The 16,846-nt window shown below is 68.0% G+C and carries 15 protein-coding genes; 9 read left to right on the top strand and 6 right to left on the bottom strand.

What is annotated here, in order from left to right:
• Positions 1-14: 14 nt before the first annotated feature.
• The 3 genes from AMK58_RS03330 to AMK58_RS03320 all read right to left on the bottom strand — a co-directional run bounded on the left by AMK58_RS03330 (position 15) and on the right by AMK58_RS03320 (position 1,845).
• Complete coding sequence (locus tag AMK58_RS03330; protein WP_236778165.1) at positions 15-491, bottom strand: DoxX family protein; 477 nt, start codon at positions 489-491, stop codon at positions 15-17.
• Positions 492-633: 142 nt separating this feature from the next.
• Positions 634-1,101, bottom strand: coding sequence for a Dps family protein (locus AMK58_RS03325; protein ID WP_035675596.1), 468 nt, complete (start codon positions 1,099-1,101; stop codon positions 634-636).
• 252 nt (positions 1,102-1,353) lie between these two features.
• Positions 1,354-1,845, bottom strand: coding sequence for a cache domain-containing protein (locus AMK58_RS03320; protein WP_035675598.1), 492 nt, complete (start codon positions 1,843-1,845; stop codon positions 1,354-1,356).
• Between the two features lie 244 nt (positions 1,846-2,089).
• Here AMK58_RS03320 and AMK58_RS03315 point away from each other — a divergent pair, with 244 nt between their 5' ends.
• The 5 genes from AMK58_RS03315 to nhaA all read left to right on the top strand — a co-directional run bounded on the left by AMK58_RS03315 (position 2,090) and on the right by nhaA (position 9,562).
• The gene (locus AMK58_RS03315) at positions 2,090-3,013 is read left to right on the top strand and encodes a ketopantoate reductase family protein (protein WP_014241373.1); all 924 of its coding nucleotides are present in this window, start codon (positions 2,090-2,092) and stop codon (positions 3,011-3,013) included.
• Positions 3,014-3,259: 246 nt separating this feature from the next.
• The gene (locus AMK58_RS03310) at positions 3,260-5,299 is read left to right on the top strand and encodes an elongation factor G (RefSeq protein ID WP_035675599.1); all 2,040 of its coding nucleotides are present in this window, start codon (positions 3,260-3,262) and stop codon (positions 5,297-5,299) included.
• 254 nt (positions 5,300-5,553) lie between these two features.
• Positions 5,554-5,682 (top strand): hypothetical protein, encoded by a 129-nt coding sequence (locus AMK58_RS31685; RefSeq protein WP_257722158.1) that lies wholly within the window; start codon positions 5,554-5,556, stop codon positions 5,680-5,682.
• A gap of 1,111 nt (positions 5,683-6,793) precedes the next feature.
• Positions 6,794-8,197 carry an Nramp family divalent metal transporter gene (locus AMK58_RS03305; RefSeq protein WP_079285122.1) on the top strand — a complete coding sequence of 468 codons (1,404 nt, stop codon included), beginning with the start codon at positions 6,794-6,796 and terminating at the stop codon, positions 8,195-8,197.
• A 138-nt stretch (positions 8,198-8,335) separates the two neighbouring features.
• Positions 8,336-9,562, top strand: a complete 1,227-nt coding sequence (gene nhaA / locus AMK58_RS03300; protein WP_035675603.1) for a Na+/H+ antiporter NhaA — start codon at positions 8,336-8,338, stop codon at positions 9,560-9,562.
• Between the two features lie 75 nt (positions 9,563-9,637).
• Here the strand turns inward: nhaA and AMK58_RS03295 are convergent, their stop codons facing one another.
• Positions 9,638-10,843, bottom strand: a complete 1,206-nt coding sequence (locus tag AMK58_RS03295) for a pyridoxal phosphate-dependent aminotransferase (protein ID WP_059398622.1) — start codon at positions 10,841-10,843, stop codon at positions 9,638-9,640.
• A gap of 262 nt (positions 10,844-11,105) precedes the next feature.
• Here AMK58_RS03295 and AMK58_RS03290 point away from each other — a divergent pair, with 262 nt between their 5' ends.
• Complete coding sequence (locus tag AMK58_RS03290; RefSeq protein ID WP_035675606.1) at positions 11,106-11,546, top strand: c-type cytochrome; 441 nt, start codon at positions 11,106-11,108, stop codon at positions 11,544-11,546.
• 63 nt (positions 11,547-11,609) lie between these two features.
• Here the strand turns inward: AMK58_RS03290 and AMK58_RS03285 are convergent, their stop codons facing one another.
• Complete coding sequence (locus tag AMK58_RS03285; RefSeq protein ID WP_035675607.1) at positions 11,610-12,317, bottom strand: cytochrome b/b6 domain-containing protein; 708 nt, start codon at positions 12,315-12,317, stop codon at positions 11,610-11,612.
• Between the two features lie 213 nt (positions 12,318-12,530).
• Between AMK58_RS03285 and AMK58_RS03280 the strand changes: the two genes are divergently transcribed.
• Positions 12,531-12,770: a DUF4170 domain-containing protein gene (locus AMK58_RS03280; RefSeq protein ID WP_035675610.1), complete on the top strand. Its 240-nt coding sequence runs from the start codon at positions 12,531-12,533 to the stop codon at positions 12,768-12,770.
• Between the two features lie 61 nt (positions 12,771-12,831).
• The gene (locus AMK58_RS03275; RefSeq protein WP_035675611.1) at positions 12,832-13,347 is read left to right on the top strand and encodes a metallophosphoesterase family protein; all 516 of its coding nucleotides are present in this window, start codon (positions 12,832-12,834) and stop codon (positions 13,345-13,347) included.
• A gap of 21 nt (positions 13,348-13,368) precedes the next feature.
• Here the strand turns inward: AMK58_RS03275 and AMK58_RS03270 are convergent, their stop codons facing one another.
• Positions 13,369-14,457 (bottom strand): S1C family serine protease, encoded by a 1,089-nt coding sequence (locus AMK58_RS03270; protein WP_079292115.1) that lies wholly within the window; start codon positions 14,455-14,457, stop codon positions 13,369-13,371.
• 146 nt (positions 14,458-14,603) lie between these two features.
• Between AMK58_RS03270 and AMK58_RS03265 the strand changes: the two genes are divergently transcribed.
• Positions 14,604-16,841, top strand: a complete 2,238-nt coding sequence (locus tag AMK58_RS03265) for a VWA domain-containing protein (protein ID WP_137165183.1) — start codon at positions 14,604-14,606, stop codon at positions 16,839-16,841.
• Positions 16,842-16,846: the final 5 nt, after the last annotated feature.

Below are 16,846 nucleotides of genomic sequence, written 5' to 3'. Positions count from 1 at the left end.
CCCGCCCCGGTTGGTCAGCGCCGGTTCATCATCCCGTCGACGCTGAACCGCCCGGCCCCGGCGGCGATCAGCGCGAGGAAGCCGCCGATGATGGCGAGGTTCTTCATGAACTGGATGCGCTGCATCCCCTGGGCCTCCGGCGGGTAGGTCCAATAGCGGTGGGCGATCAGCGTCGCCATGATGGTGAAGAGCACCACCGCCGCCGCGGCCAGCCGCGTCCAGGCCCCCAGCACCACGGCCAGCCCGCCGAAGCACTCCACCGCCCCGCCCAGCGCGGCCAGCAGCATCGGCATGGGCAGCCCCTGCCCTTCCAGGCTTCCGGCGAACGCGCCGAGGTCCATCAGCTTGCCGAAGCCGCTCTGCACGAAAATCGCCCCGATCAGCAGCCTTGCGGCCAGCAGCAGGACATCCTGCCCGCCCGTCGCCGCCCGGTCCGCTCCCCGCACCCGGTCGTAATTGTAGGAGGCCATGGCGCCCTCTCTCACGTCCATCGGACATCCAAGGAGAACGCGCGCAGCCACCCTGTTGTTTCGCCCCCTGTTCTTTTGTCCGACCCCAAAAGGACGGGGCGCCGCCCCGAAGGACGGCGCCCCGTCGAAACACCAAGTCGAATCACAAACCGCTCAGCGCCGACTACTCCAGCATGGAGCGCAGCATCCAGGCGGTCTTCTCGTGGATCTGCAGGCGCTGGGTCAGCAGGTCGGCGGTCGGCTGGTCGTTGGCCTCCTCGGCGGTCGGGAAGACCTTCCGGGCGGTGCGGGCGACGGCCTCGTGCCCCTCGACGAGCTGGCGCAGCATCTCCTGCGCGTTCGGAACGCCCTGCTCCTCCTTGATCGAGGCGAGCTTGGTGAACTGCGAGAAGCTGCCCGGCGCCGGATAGCCAAGGGCGCGGATGCGCTCCGCCACCTCGTCCAGGGCGGTCCACAGCTCCGTGTACTGGGTCATGAACATGGTGTGGAGCGTGTTGAACATCGGCCCCGTGACGTTCCAGTGGAAGGAATGCGTCTTCAGGTACAGGGCGAAGGTGTCGGCGAGCACGTTGTTCAGGCCCTCGGCAATGGCCTTGCGGTCGGCTTCCGCGATCCCGATGTCGATCTGCATGGTTTCTCAATCCTCCGTGGGGTTGTCTTCCATTCTTGGCTGCAATCGAGGCTACGCCTCGCTGCGCCCCGGGTAAAGACCCTACTTTAGAAACTTTCTAAGAAGCAGCCCTGCGCAACCCGCATGCCCCGGCATGCCGTGAAGGCCTCCCCGACAAGCTTGGGCGCGCCCGGTGCGGGTCAAGATGTGCGCCGCAACAGCATCCGTATCAAGCATCGGTATCGGGCGCCCCGGACACATGGCCGCGCGGCGTCAATGGTACAGCCCGACATAGGCGACCAGGTCCTGGCCCGGCACCCGCTTCACGAAGGTGGTTTTCGGCTCGATCCGGTCGCTGGCGGGGTTCAGCCAGCGATACTCCACCCAGCCCTCGCCCGAGTCCCGCGCCACCGACAGGATGTCGCGGACGATGTCGCGCCCGTCCGGGTCCTTCACGTTGATCACGCTGACCCCGACCCCGGCGGGCCGGGGCGGATAGACCTTCCACACCCCGGCGAAGTCGATGACCGTGACGTAAAGCGCCCCGTGCCTGAACTCGCCGTCGCGGTTGAACGCCGCCGCCGCCGCCTCCAGCCCCCGGGTGGCGATCAGCTCCGCCGCCTTCAGCGCGACGGCGCGGACCTGCTCCCGCTCCGGATCGCCGGACTGCGCGCGGGCACCCGCGGGGTGGAGCGCTGCGATCAGAAGGGCGGCCAGCAAAACCCACAAGACGCGGAGCGGCGGCCTTTGGACGAAGACGCTCATGGCAAATCCCCCGGACCGGCCAATGCGGGAACATCATGCGGAAAAGGGCGCCGATCGGTTCGCCCACTGTCGAAAGAAAGTCGGCCTCCGGCAATCCGCAATCCTGCGGCCTATTGCCGCAAAGTTCCGCGCGGGCCACACTGTCCCCAGCGTCCGGCACCAAAGGCCCGCCCGGCCTCCGCCGATCGATCGGCTCCATCCAACGGTGCGCGCCGGCCCGGACCGCATTTGGGAGGAGCAACGCATGCGCATCGCAATCATGGGGGCGGGCGCGGTCGGCGGCTATTTCGGCGCACGCCTCGCGGCGACCCACGGAGCCGAGGTGCATTTCATCGCCCGCGGCCGGCATCTGGAAGCCATCCGCCGCGACGGCCTGCGCATCGAGAGCGAGGCCGCCCCTCTGCATCTGACCGACGTCCGCGCAACCGACGACCCGGCGGAGGTCGGGCCGGTCGACCTCGTGCTGTTCGCCGTCAAGCTGTGGGACACCGACCGCGCCGCGGAGGCCTGCCGCCCGCTGGTGAAGCCGGGCACCGTGGTCGTCACCGTGCAGAACGGCGTCACCGGGATGGACACGCTGTGCCAGATCCTGGGGCGGGAGCATGTGGCGGGCGGCGTCGCCCACATCGGCGCCACCATCGCCGCCCCCGGCGTGATCCGCCACACCGGGACGCTGGCCCGCCTGACCTACGGGGAACTGGACGGGCGCCCCTCGCCCCGGCTGACCGCCTTCCACGCGCTGGCCGAGGCGGCCGGGTTCGAGGCGGTGCTGTCCGCGGCGATCCTGCGCGCGCAGTGGGAGAAGTTCGCCTTCCTGGCGCCCTTCAGCGGGGTCACCGCCCTGACCCGCCAGCCCGCCGGGGTGATCCGCCGCGTTCCGGAAAGCCGCGCCCTGTTCCTCGACGCGGTGGCGGAAGTCGCCCGGCTGGCCCGCGCCCGCGACATCGATCTGGGCACCGGCATCGTCGCCCGCGTCGAGGCGCTGCTCGACGGTGTGCCGCCCGCCATGACCTCCTCCATGCTGAACGACCTGACGCGGGGCGGGCGGCTGGAGCTGCCCTGGCTGTCCGGGGCGGTGGTGCAGCTCGGCTCGGAGCTGGGGGTGCCGACGCCCGTCCACCGGGTGGTCGCGGCGGCCCTGGCGCCCTACGCCGACGGACCGCCCTAAGGAAGGACACCCCGGCGGGGGCGGCGTGACGTCATGCCGCCCCTTTTTTCCATCGACAGGTCCCCCGCCACGGGTGGACCATAACCTTGAAAAGGCACTGTTTTTAAAGCACCGGACCAGTCCGGCACCCTGTCAGGGCCATGCGCGCCGCCGGTGATTCCGGCCACAGCGTCCCACCCGGCCCACCCAGGCCACCCGGCGTTCCGGCCGATGCCCACACGGGAAGACGCCATACGGGAGGTGTGCATGACCCATACACAGATCCAGACGGCCCGCTGCGCTGCGCTGGTCGGCCCCTATCTCAGCGGCAAGACATCGCTTCTGGAAAGCCTGTTGTCCGCCGCCGGGGCGACCACGCGCAAGGGCAGCGTCCGCGACGGCAACGCGGTCGGCGACAGCTCCCCCGAGGCCAAGGCCCGGCAGATGAGCGTCGAAGTCAACGTCGCCTCCTTCGAGTTCCTGGGCGAGCGCTGGAGCGTGCTCGACTGCCCCGGCTCGGTGGAGCTGGCCTGCGAGACGCAGAGCGCCCTGATGGTGGCGGACGTCGCCGTGATCGTGGCCGAGGCGGCGCCGGAAAAGGCCGTGCTGCTCGCCCCCCTGTTCAAGTTCCTCGACGATAACCGCATCCCCCACCTGCTGTTCATCAACAAGGTGGACAGCCTGGGCGACCTGCGGGTGCGCGACGTGGTGCAGGCCTATCAGGCGGTGTCGGCGCGCAAGCTGGTGCTGCGCGAGGTGCCGATCCGCGAGGGGGGGAAGATCACCGGCTTCGTCGATCTGGTCAGCGAGCGCGCCTGGCACTTCAACCCGCACAAGCCGTCCAACCTCGTCCAGATCCCCGACAGCCTGAAGGACCGCGAGCACGAGGCCCGGCAGGAGATGCTGGAAGCGGTGGCCGACTATGACGACGCGCTTCTGGAAAAGCTGCTGGAGGACGTCGCCCCCGACACCCAGGAGGTCTACGACCGGCTGGCCAGCGAGCTGGCCGACGACCTGATCGTCCCGGTCTTCTTCGGCTCGGCGGAGAACGACAACGGCATCCGCCGCCTGCTGAAGGCGCTGCGCCATGAGGGACCGGACGTCGCCACCTCGGCGGAGCGCGCCGGCATCCCGGCGGACGCCACGGTGGCCGCCCAGGTCTTCAAGACGCTGAATGGCTCCCACGCCGGCAAGATCAGCCTCGTCCGGGTCTGGCGCGGCACCGTCAGCGACGGCATGACGCTCGGCGGGGAGCGGGTGTCCGGCGTCTTCCGCATGATGGGGCACAATCAGGAGAAGCTGTCCCAGGCGGCGGCCGGCGAGGTGGTGGCGCTCGGCCGGCTCGACAAGGCGGCGACCGGCGACCTGCTGACGGACAAGGGCAACGCCGGCCGGTCGCCGCTGTGGCCGGAGCTGCCGCCGCCCGTCTTCGGCCTCGCCCTGCACGCCCAGAACCGCAACGACGAGGTGAAGCTGACCGCCGCCATCCAGAAGCTGGTCGAGGAGGACCCGTCGCTGCGTCTGGACCAGTCCACCGACACCGGCGAACTGGTGCTGTGGGGCCAGGGTGACATCCACCTCCAGATCGCCATGGACCGGCTGCGCAACAAGTTCAACGTCTCGGTCAAGGGCGTGCCGCCGCAGGTCCCCTACCGGGAGTCGATCCGCAAGGGCACCGCCCACCACGCCCGCTACAAGCGGCAGACCGGCGGCCACGGCCAGTTCGCCGACATCCATGTGGAGGTCAAGCCGCTGCCCCGCGGCACCGGCTTCCAGTTCGAGGACGGCATCGTCGGCGGCGTCGTGCCGCGCCAGTTCATCCCGGCGGTGGAGACCGGCGTGCGCGACTACGCGGTGCGCGGGCCGCTGGGCTTCCCCGTGGTGGATTTCGCGGTGAAGCTGACCGGCGGCCAGTTCCACGCCGTCGACAGCTCCGAGATGGCCTTCAAGACGGTGGCGCGGCAGGCGATGACCGAGGCGCTTCCAGCCTGCGAACCGGTGCTTCTGGAGCCGATCCTGACCGTCTCCATCGCCGTGCCCAGCGACTTCACCTCGAAGGTGCAGCGGCTGGTCAGCGGACGGCGCGGGCAGATCCTCGGCTACGACGCGCGCCCCGGCTGGCAGGGCTGGGACGAGGTGAAGGCCTATCTGCCGCAGGCCGAGATGCACGACCTGATCGTCGAGCTGCGCTCACTGTCGCTCGGCGTCGGCACCTTCACCTGGAGCTTTGAGCGCCTGCAGGAGTTGACCGGCAAGGCCGCCGACAAGGCGGTGGAGATCCGCAAGGAGACGCTGGCCGCGCAATAGCTGGCGGATGGGACGGTGCATGGGGCCGGGGGAGCGTCCTCCGGCCCCTTTTTCATGGCCGGACGGCGCGCGGCGGTCTTGCGGGCGCAAGACCGGAGAAAGAAAATCCGCTCAACAACAAATCAGTGAGACAAACAATACGTAAGTCTTTCATAACACGCCATGTGATGAGGGCAAGAAAGCGATGCATCGATTGCGCTTCTGGTATTTGGTATACCAAGATACAGTGCCTTCATCGAACGACGGAGACGATCATGACCTACGCGACTGTGACCCATCTGCATGCCAACCAGAACGGCACGAAGGGCTCGACTTTCCTGCAGGCCTTCAAGTCCTTCATGGAAGCCTGGTGCGAGAAGTCCCGTCTGTACGGCGTCCTGTGAGCATGCCTTGCGGACAGCCGGACGACACCGGACGACGAAAGGGCCGCGATCCAGTCGCGGCCCTTTCTGATTCCAGCGTCATTCAAATCCGCGCGTTTTTTGTCGTTCGACGCCGTCACGCCGATACGGCGTCAATCCGAGGTTTCCGCCGCAACCCACAGATGACGGCGGGTCCCGCGCGGAGGCCGGTTCATGTTGGCTGGCCGCCCCCAGGGTCGCACGGGTGCAACAAGGGCGCCCGGATCCCGGTGGCTTCCCCACACCGCGGTCAGCACGGACGCGATGCCGGTCGCGGCGAAGGTGGCAAGGCACAGCGCCACGGCGAGTGAGATCGGTTCCAGAACCATGGAAGCTCCCGCACAAACTGGTCGGTGCGCCGGCTTCGGGCAGCGCAATCCTCTGAGGCAACGCCCCGACAACAGATTGGCCGGCGCGCGTTGCACGGCTTCCCGCTCGCCTTACCCTTCAGCATAGATGCTTTCCGTTCCGCAGGACCTGCGCTTTTTTCACAGGGCGGAAAACCAACGCATCGGTGCGGTTTCTTCGCGCTGAGCGGCGCGGCTTTAAAATTCGCGCAGGCTATGGATTAAAAACCTAGCTGATGCGTCTCCCGTGCCGACGCCGCTGCGGGATTTGGCGGTCGCCGCCATCAGTTTTCATCCCTGAAGATATCAAAAAAAATTCCGTCTTCATAGTACTGAGACGCGAAAAGGCTGCCCCTGACTCAACAGGGACAGCCTTTGGGGAGGCGACGCAGCGTGCGGCCCAAGCTCGCTGAGTCGATCAGCATATGGATGCATCCATTGCCCTGTGCGACAAACCAAATTGAACATGAATTCCTTTTTATGAATCACGAATTCATCATAACCAATATAGGTAGCAGCAGTTTTAGTCCCGAGTTTTGATTCTTTTTCTGAGTCTGAAAAACGTCCCTCCTCGCCAGATTTTTTTTCCTACGCCTCGCTGATATTTGGCATACCAAACTATGGCGTGCAGGAATCCAGCCCCTGCAGCAAAGCACGGATCGGAAAAGGAGCCGGACGGAACCGGGCCAAAAATTTCTCGAACGGCCCGACGCCAATCGACAGGCCAATCCTAGGGAGGAACGGGAATGAGCGTCAGCTCGACGAACAGTGCGGCCATCGACGCCGATGGCCTCTACGGCGGCACCGCCGCGGACGGAAGCGCCAAGAAAGTCATCCGCTTGGAAGCCCCCGGCACCGGCTTCATGGACACCTGGAAGGCCATGGGACCCGGCATCGCCGCGGCGATGACCGGCATTGGCGCCAGCCACATCATGCACGCGCCGACCGCAGGCGCGCTCTACGGCTACGATCTGCTGTGGGTGATTCTGGCCGCCTACATCATCAAATACTGCGCCTTCGAATTCGCCCACCGCTACACGATGGTGAAGGGCGAATCCATCATCAACGCCTATCACCGCGTCGGCACCTGGCCGCTGTGGTTCATGATCTTCCAGGGCTTCGCCAACACCGTGGGCATCGCCGGCCGCGCGCTCGGCTGTGCGGCGCTGATGTGGGCGGCCTTCCCCTTCATGTCGATGCAGCTCTGGGCGGTGGCCATCCTGCTGCTGACCGTCGGCATCCTGTGGATGGGCAGCTACAAGGCGGTCGAGGGCATCTGCAAGATCCTCATCATCGTCTTCGCCGTGTCCTGCTTCGTGGCCTTCGCGCTCCAGGCCCCGCCGCCGGGCGAGTATCTGTCGCGGCTGCTGCCGACCCTGCCGCCGATCGGGTCGATGATGCTGTTCGGCGCCATGTTCGGCTATTTCCCGACCACGCTGGAAGTCGCGCCCATGCAGTCGAACTGGGCGGTGGACAAGAAGGCCGGCATGGTCAAGGTCAACGAGATGCGGGCCCAGGGGCACACCGTGCACATGGACCCCAACTACATGAAGAACAGCCTGATCCTGTTCAAGCGCGACATGAACATCAGCTACATCATCTCGATGCTGTCGGGCATGATCTTCCTGATCGTCGGCGCCGTGGTGCTGCACCCGCAGGGTCTGGTGCCCAAGGGCTCGGAGATGGGCGTGACCATCGCCAGCATCTACACCGACACCTTCGGCGCGTGGATCTTCCCGGTCATCATCGCCGGCGGTGTGGCCGCGCTGTTCTCCACCGTCTTCACCTACTTCGACGGCCAGGCCCGCCTGTTCGAGGAATGCGTGGTCCGTCTGAAGCGCGACTGGGACACCGCGGCGATCCGCAAGCTGCTGTACCGCGGCATGCAGGTGGTGTGGCTGGTCGCCGGCATCGCGGTGGTGTACGGCCTGCCCGAGCCGATCTTCGTGGTCCAGCTCGCCTCGGTCATGGCCCTGGTCTTCTCGCCGGTCCTGTTCTGGCTGACCATCAAGGCGGTCAAGGACAACTTCACCAGCGATTTCGAGCGCGATCTGCTGCCGAGCAAGCTCCAGTTCGCCTGGGCCTGGGGCGGAACGATCAGCCTGGTCGGCTTGACGCTCTACGTCCTCATCACGAAGTTCCTCATGTGATGTTGCGCGGCTGAGAAGAAACCTGCGTTGGCGTCATGGCGAAGCCGCCATGACGCCACATTCTTTTCACAAATTGCTCCCTCACGAACTTCCCGGCAATCCCGCACTTCCGGCCAACCAGAAAAGGAAACAAGCGCCATGGATGCTCACAGGCAACCCGCCGGCCGGCGCCCGGCTGCTTTCATCCGGGACTTCATGAGCAACGAGGCGTCGGGCGGCATTCTGCTGATGGTCGCCGCGGCGCTGGCCCTGGTGGTGGCGAATTCCCCTCTGTCCGCCGCCTATTTCGATACGCTGCACACCTACGTCCTCGGGCTCAGCATCGGCCATTGGATCAACGACGGGCTGATGGCAATCTTCTTCCTGCTGGTCGGGCTGGAGATCAAGCGGGAGATGCTGGACGGCCAGCTGTCCACCTGGTCGTGCCGCATCCTGCCGGGCGTCGCTGCGGCGGGCGGCATGCTGGTGCCGGCGCTGGTCTATCTGGCCTTCAACGCCGGAAACCCGGCGACGGTCAACGGCTGGGCCATTCCGGCGGCGACCGACATCGCCTTCGCGCTCGGCGTGTTGTCGCTGCTCGGGCCGCGCGTTCCGGTCTCGCTCAAGATCTTCCTGACGGCCTTGGCGATCATCGACGATCTGGGCGCGGTCATCATCATCGCCCTGTTCTACACCGCCGACCTGTCCCTGCCCGCGCTCGGCGTGGCGGCCCTGCTCCTGGCGGCGCTGATCGGGCTGAACCGGTTCGGCGTGCGCACCCTCCTGCCCTATCTGGTCCTGGGCGCGGGGCTGTGGGGCGCGGTCCTGCTCTCCGGCGTGCACGCGACGCTGGCCGGCGTGACGCTGGCCCTGACCATCCCGTTGCGTCCCTCCTCCGGCGCGGCGGCGGACCCGCACGCGCCGCTGCTCCGGCTGGAGCACGGCATCCACCCCTGGGTGGCCTTCTTGATCGTCCCGGTCTTCGGCTTCGCCAACGCGGGCGTGTCCTTCGCCGGGATGGACGCCTCGATCCTCACCGGCTCGCTGCCGCTGGGCATCGCGCTCGGCCTGTTCCTCGGCAAGATGGTGGGGGTGTTCGGCACCGCCTGGCTGACCATCCGGCTGGGCTTCGCGAACATGCCGGCCGGCGCCAACACCGCGCAGCTCTACGGCGTCGCCCTGCTGTGCGGCATCGGCTTCACCATGAGCCTGTTCATCGGCGCGCTGGCCTTCCCGACCTCGCCGGAGCTGGGCGACGCGGTGAAGGTGGGCGTCTTCGCCGGGTCGATCCTGTCCGCGACGGCGGGTGCCGTGGTTCTGCGGCTGGTATCGGGCAAGGACGCCGCGCCGGCCCTGCAGGCCGCGGGCATCGACCGCGGCGTATAAGACAGCAGTACACAAACGAAAAGAGGGGGCCTTCCGGCCCCCTCTTCCTGTTCCGCCGGTCGCAAGCGCCGGGGATCAGTCCTTCAGATTGCCGCAGGCGCGTTGGATGCGCTTGCAGGCCTCTTCCAGGGCCTCGGTGCTGGTCGCGTAGGAGATGCGGAAGTGCGGGGCGAGGCCGAAGGCCGAACCCTGGACGACCGCAACACCTTCCGACTCCAGCAGGTAGGTGACGAAGTCCTCGTCGGTCTCGATCACCTTGCCATCCGGCGTCGTCTTGCCGATGGTGCCGGCGCAGGACGGGTAGACGTAGAAGGCGCCTTCCGGCTTCGGGCAGGAGATGCCCTTGGCCTGGTTCAGCATCGACACCACCAGATCGCGGCGCTGGGCGAACACCGCCGCGCGCTCCGTGATGAAGTCCTGCGGACCGTTCAGCGCCTCGACGGCGGCGGCCTGGGCGATCGAGGTCGGGTTGGAGGTCGACTGGCTCTGGATCACGCCCATCGCCTTGATCAGCGCCTTCGGGCCGCCGGCGTAGCCGATGCGCCAGCCGGTCATGGCGTAGGACTTCGACACGCCGTTGACGGTCAGCGTGCGGTCGTACAGCGCCGGCTCGACCTGAGCCGGGGTCACGAACTCGATGCCGTCGTAGAGCAGGTGCTCATACATGTCGTCGGTCATCACCCAGACCTGCGGGTGCTTCACCAGCACGTCGGTCAGGGCCTTCATCTCGTCGCGCGTGTAGGCGGCACCCGACGGGTTGGACGGGGAGTTCAGGATCAGCCACTTGGTCTTCGGCGTGATCGCCTTCTCCAGATCGGCGGGCTGCAGCTTGAAGCCCTGCTCGGCCGGGCAGGAGACGAAGACCGGCGTGCCTTCGGCCAGTTCCACCATGTCCGGGTAGGACACCCAGTAGGGGGCCGGGATGATGACCTCGTCGCCGGGGTTCAGCGTCGCCATCAGGGCGTTGTACAGCACCTGCTTGCCGCCGACGCCGACCGTGATCTGGTCGGGAGCGTACTTCAGGCCGTTCTCGCGCTCGAACTTGGCGCAGATGGCCTTCTTCAGCGCGGGCGTGCCGTCCACGGCGGTGTACTTGGTGTCGCCGGCCTGGATGGCCTTGATGGCGGCGTCCTTGATGTTGTCGGGGGTGTCGAAGTCCGGCTCGCCGGCGCCGAGGCCGATGACGTCGCGACCGGCCGCCGCAAGCTCGCGGGCTTTCTGGGTGACGGCGATGGTCGGCGAGGGCTTGATGCGCGACAGACGGGACGCGATGATCGACATGGCGTACTGGCCCCTATGACGAAGGTGGCGGAAGGTTGGGGTGAGAACTTGGTATGACCGCGCGAACGCGACGCGGGACCTTACTTCCGCCTTATTGCTCTTGCAAGCCGATCACTCCCCGAGCGGGGCGGTTTCCCGGCAGGCGGACGCACCGTTCGGCCGAAAGCCGGATGCTGCACCGCACGGGCCCGGCTTGACAGCCTGCGCCGCGGACGGGGTATCTTACCTCTTTCTAATCAATTCCATCATCCGGAGGATCTGCATGCTCACCCGCGTCACGCTGGCCGCCATGGCCGCCCTGCTCCTCGTCGGTGTCGGCGTCGGCGGCACGGCAATGGCTCAGGATCCGATCAAGGCGCGCAAGGACGGGTTCGAGGCCAACAAGAAGGCGATGGCCGAGATCAAGGACCTGCTGGGGAACGACAAGGTCGCCCAGGTCGGCCCGGTCGCCCAGCGCATGAGCGCCTTCGGCGCCCAGATCCCGACCCTGTTCCCGGCGGGCAGCGACAAGGGCGACACCAAGGCCAAGGCCGACATCTGGGCGAACAACGCCGATTTCGCCGCCAAGGCCCAGGCTTTCGAGGCCGCCGCCAAGGGACTGGAAGCCGCTGCCGCCTCCGGCGACAAGGCCGCCACTGCCAAGCAATTCGCCGCCGTGGGCGGCACCTGCAAGGCCTGCCACGAGAACTACCGCGCCGACTGATCCGGCAAGCCCGCGAATGCCTTCCCCGCCGGGTGCGGGGAAGGAACCGTGGGACCAGGCCCCTCAGCCCGCCTGCACCACCGCCGCCACCAGCCCGGCCGCCGCGGCCAGCACGGCCAGAGCCAGCGCCACCGGACGGCGCTTCGGCGACTCGACCGGCGCATCCGCCGGGATCGCCTTCCGCCCAGTGACCATCGGGCGGATCAGATTGTCCCGCTTGACCAGCAGATAGGCCAGCACGGCCAGCACATGCACGCCGATCAGGATCAGGATTCCGTCGGCCAGGACGCGGTGCAGCGTGCTGAAGCCGGCCACCACGGCCCCCGACGCCTGCGCCACCAGCGGCCCGTCCACCAGGATGTCGTCGGTGGTGAAGAGACCGGCCACCGCCTGGAGCGTCAACGCCCCCAACAGCGCCAACACCATCAGCCCGCCCATCGGGTTGTGCCCGACGATCGGCTCCGGCTCGGTGCCGCTGCGCCCGGCGCGGAGCATCCCGCAGGCGTAGGCGAGGACGGCGCGCGGCCCCTTCACGAAATGGCTGAAGCGCGCGGTCTGGCTGCCGATCAGCCCCCAGACGAGCCGGAACAGCAGAAGCGCCAGGATCGCCTCCCCCGCCAGCATGTGGATGGTCATGCGGTCGGTCTTGGCGGAGACCACCGCGACCGTCACCAAAAGGACCAGGCTCCAATGAAACAGGCGTGTCGGCAAGTCCCAGACCGCCACCTCGCGCCGGGCCTTCGTCCGATTTGTGGTATTACCAACAACCATGAATCATCCCTCGCTTCTTCTGTTCTTCCTTAGACTATGCCCCAAGGCGGCGCCTTTTGCCCAGATTTCGGAAAAAAAGCGACAATCGTGAGGGAAGGAGGCAGCGAAGCACTGTCATTGCACTTGAAGAAGCGGGCGGACGACGGATATGACGTACTCAAAAATCCGGCCCACCCCCCGTCCCCACCCCATCCCAAAAAGGATGCCCGCGTCATGCCCGACAAGCAGCTTCTCCACCTCGTCTTCGGCGGTGAACTCGTCCGTCCCGATTCCGATCAGTTCGTCGACCCGACGAAGGTCCACATCGTGGGCATCTTCCCCAACTACGACGAGGCCTACAAGGCGTGGCGCGGCGCCACCGGGATGACCATCGACGACGCTCACACCCGCTACTTCATCGTGCACCTGCACCGGCTGCTCGATCCGTCGGCGGACGGGCACAAGCACGATTGACGGACGGCGTCAACGGCGGCGCGGGGAACCCTTAGCGCCGCCGCTGCGTTGAGGCCCCTCAATGGCGGTCTTCTTCACCAGCGACACGCATTTCGGCCACACCGGCGCGCTCAGCCGCTTTCGCCGCCCTTTCGCCTCGGTCGCGGAGATGGACGAGGCCATGGCGGCCAACTGGAACGCCACGGTCGGCCCGGACGACGTGGTCTGGCACCTCGGCGACTTTGCCCTGCATCGCAAGCCGGACGCGATGGAGGCGCTTCTGGAGCGCCTGCACGGCACCAAGCACCTGATCACCGGCAACAACGACGGCCCCGCCACCCTGGCCCTGCCCGGCTGGGCGAGCGTCCAGCCCTACGCGGAGTTTCCGCTGGGCGAGCGGCGGCTGGTGCTGTGCCATTACGCCTTCCGCACCTGGAACGGCATGTACAAGGGCGCGCTGAACCTGCACGGCCACAGCCACGGCCAGTTGAAGGGCATGCCCCGGCAATTCGACGTGGGCGTGGATGTGTGGAGTTTCCGACCCGTCACCGTCGAACAGATCCTGGCCTCGCGGCAACGAGCGAGGAATCGGGAATAGTCGGCGCACCGTGACCTCCGGTCAGGGGCAGGCGCGCGAGTCCACCGTCGGCGCGGCGCCGTGCCGCTTCAGAAAGGCGAGCAGATCGTCGGTCGGCTGTGCGAAGCTGATGCGGCCGGACTGCTGCTTGTCCACCGCGATGAAGGTGTTCATCCCGATCACCCGGCCGCAGGCGTCCACCAGCGGCCCCCCCGAATTGCCTTGAAGGATGGAGGCGGTGTGCACGATGGCCGTGCCGCCGCTGGGAAGCTGCTGGATCGCCTGGACGGCGCCCTGCGTGACGTTCAGGTCGGGGGCGGCCCTCGGGTCGCCGCCGATCAACCGGCGGAATCCCTCGTCGTTCAGCACGGTCAGGCCGGGATAGCCCGCGGCGGTGACCCCGGCCAACTTCCCGAAGCTGGAGGTCAACGGCAGCACGCCGGCCGCCGCACCGCCGTCCAGCCGGACCAGCGCGAAGTCGGTGGCGCCCACCGGCCCTTGGGAGGAGGCGCCGATCACCGTACCCTGCCGGACCTGCCCCAGGCTGCGGCTCGCCACGAAGACCCGCCCATCCTTGGCGCTCTCCACCGCGTGGCGGTTGGTCACCAGCCGCGATTCGTCGATGAAGAATCCGGTGGCGATGCTGTCGTCCGCCACCACCAGAACGGTCGCACGCTCCAGCAGGCCGAGCAGTTCCGGTGCCGCCAGCTTCGCCGCCTCGCCGCCGGATGGCGGGGCTACGGGCGGGGGTGTTGTGGGATTCGTCTGGGCGGGCGGCAAGGGCGGAACCTCGACACCGGCGATGGCCGGCGTCTGCGGGGGCCCCGCCTCGGCGCGCCGCGCGGTTCCCGGAGGGCAGGCCAACGGTGAAGGATCGCGGCCCAGCCGGGCGATCTCGGCCTCCAGGGAGCGGTTGAGTTCCTCCAGCTGGCGCACGCGAGTCGCGAACGCCGGATCCGGGGCGGGAACGGCGGCGACGGGCGCTGGCACCGTCACCTCCGTCGGCTTGCGGAGCAACAGGTAAGCGGCGAGCAGCAGCACGAAGATGAGCAGAATCAGCGTGGTCGCGAGCCACAAGCGCCGGGCGGGTATTCCGGAGCCGGCCTCCCGACCGGCGACACTCTCCGACATGACCTCGTCCCTCCGCGCTCCCCACGCTTCTTATCAAGCGTCATGATTGATTAGCAAGGCAAAGGTTCGTTTGTAACGTGCGAAATGTAGACCTATACTTCGCGCTTCAGAACAACAGCCTCACCCAGATTGCGCGGTTGGCGGCCATGGCCGATACACGGATCACCACCACGGACTCTTCCGGCACCCGCCGGTTGGGCCTGCATGGACAACTCGCGGTGTCCATGCATCGGCAGCTGGCAACCATCCTCGGCAACCGACTCGGTCCCCGGCACGCCCGCTACTTCGCCCGCCCGGCGCTCAACCCCAGCGGCGGCCGGATCGACTGGTACGCGCCGCTTCCCGGAACCGCCCGTCCGCTGACCGCGCTGCCGGCCGAGGATGCGGAGCGGCTGGCCGCGCAGGCCCGGCAGATCGAATCGGACATCGCCCAGCTCGCCACCAAGCTGAAGGCCGAGGGCCAATCCGCCGAGCTGGTGGGCCGCATGCTGGAACTGGCTCTGGTCACCCCCGGCCAGCCGCTTCCCCATCTCTACGAGGTCGACGGCCAGCCGGTGCTGACCCTGTGGGGGCACGAGGCCGAGGGAGCGGCGGGACTGGGCGATGCGACCGCGCCGTCCGGCCCCACGCCCGGCCGCCCCACGCCCGGCCCCACCCCCGACGCCCCGCCCGCCGGGGATCCCGCAGGAGCGTGGTCCGCCCGGACGGAGGCCCCCACGGCTCCGGCGCCCGAAACCGCCGGCACACGCATCACCAGCACGGGCCCATCCGGCGTGCGCCGGCTGGGGCTGGATGGGCAACCGGCGGTGTCCGTGCACCGGCAACTGGCGACCATCCTCGGCAACCGGCTGGGGCCGCGGCACGCCCGCTACTTCGCCCGCCCGCTGCTCAGCCCGGACGGCGGCCGGATCGACTGGCATGCGCCGCTGGCCGGGACCGCCCGTTCGCTGAGCACACTGCCGGCCGAGGACGCGGAGCGGCTGGCCGCGCAGGCCCGGCAGATCGAATCGGACATCGCCCAGCTCGCCGCCAAGCTGAAGGCCGAGGGTCAGCCTGACGAGCGGATGGGCCGGCTTCTGGAACAGGCTCTGGTCACCCCTGGCCCATCGCGCGCCCACCTCTACGAGGTTGGCGGCCAGCCCGTGCTGACCCAATGGGGGCACGAGGCCGAGGGAGGAGCGCCGAGGCCGGGCGGCGCAAGCGCGCCCTCCTCCATCACGGAGGCGGGTACGGATGCCGCAAGGGCGCGGTCCGTCCATCCGGCGGCTCCAACGGTTTCGCAGACCGCCGAAGCCGGGGCGCTCGGCGCCACCGCGGGCACACCGACCCGGCGGACGCTCCGGGGTTGGCTGACATGGCTGCTGCCGTTGCTGCTGGCGCTGTTGCTGCTGTTCCTGCTGCTGCGGGCGTGCGAGCCGTTGCCTCCGGTGGCGGTCGAGACCCCCGGAGCCGTGCCGGCCTCACCAGCGGGCAACGGTGACGCCCTCGCCACGCTGGAGAGCGAGGAGCAGGCCCTGCGCACCAGGCTGGCCGAGCTGAACCGCTCCCGTGCGGAGGAGCTGGCGCAGTGCGGACCGATCCCGCCATTGGTTCCGCCGGCGGTCCAGCCGCCAGAGCCGGTCCCGCCGGCCCTGCCGCCACGGGCGGAGCTGTCGCCACCTCCCGCCGCACCCGCGCCCGGACCGTCGTCGCCCGACGTCGCATCATCCGCGCCCCCGCCGCCCCCACCGAAGCCGAAGGCGCAGTCCGTGCAGGCGCCGCCCGCCGAGACGAAGCCGCAGCCGAAGCCGAAGAGCTGCAATCCCACCTTCGCCCCCGGCGACGAGCCGGAGGTCGTGCTGATCGTCGACGGCTCGAAAAGCATGGACGAGCGCCATCTCGGCCCGCAGACCCGGATGGATCTGGCGCGGCGCTCCATCGAGCACATGGTGCGGGGCCTGCCGAAGCCGGTCGAGGTCGCCCTGGTCGAGTTCACCACCTGCACCGACGTGCGGCGCGACAAGTTCTACTCCGCCCCCGAGCGCGACGCCCTGGTGCGTGAGGTGCAGCGGCTGACCCCGACCGGCGGCACGCCGCTCGCCCGCAGCCTGGAGCGCGCCGGCAACATCGTGTCCAGCGACGCCGAAGCGACCATCATCGTGGTCAGCGACGGCGACGATACGTGCCATGGCGATCCCTGCGCGGTCGCCCGCGCCATCAAGGAGCGCAAGCCGCGCGTGACCGTCAACGTGATCGACCTCTCCGATCAAAGCGGACGCGCGACCGTCCAGTGCATCGCCAAAGCCACCGGCGGCAAGGTGCTGTCACCCAATTCAGGCGCCGACATGCTGCAGAAGATGCAGCAGGCCACGCGCCAGCCCGACGTCCGTCAATGCGGTCCCTAACCCAA

The organism is Azospirillum brasilense (assembly GCF_001315015.1).
Classification (GTDB): domain Bacteria; phylum Pseudomonadota; class Alphaproteobacteria; order Azospirillales; family Azospirillaceae; genus Azospirillum; species Azospirillum brasilense.
Note: the sequence above shows the minus strand (reverse complement) of the source record. Positions and strands in the feature narration are given on the sequence as shown.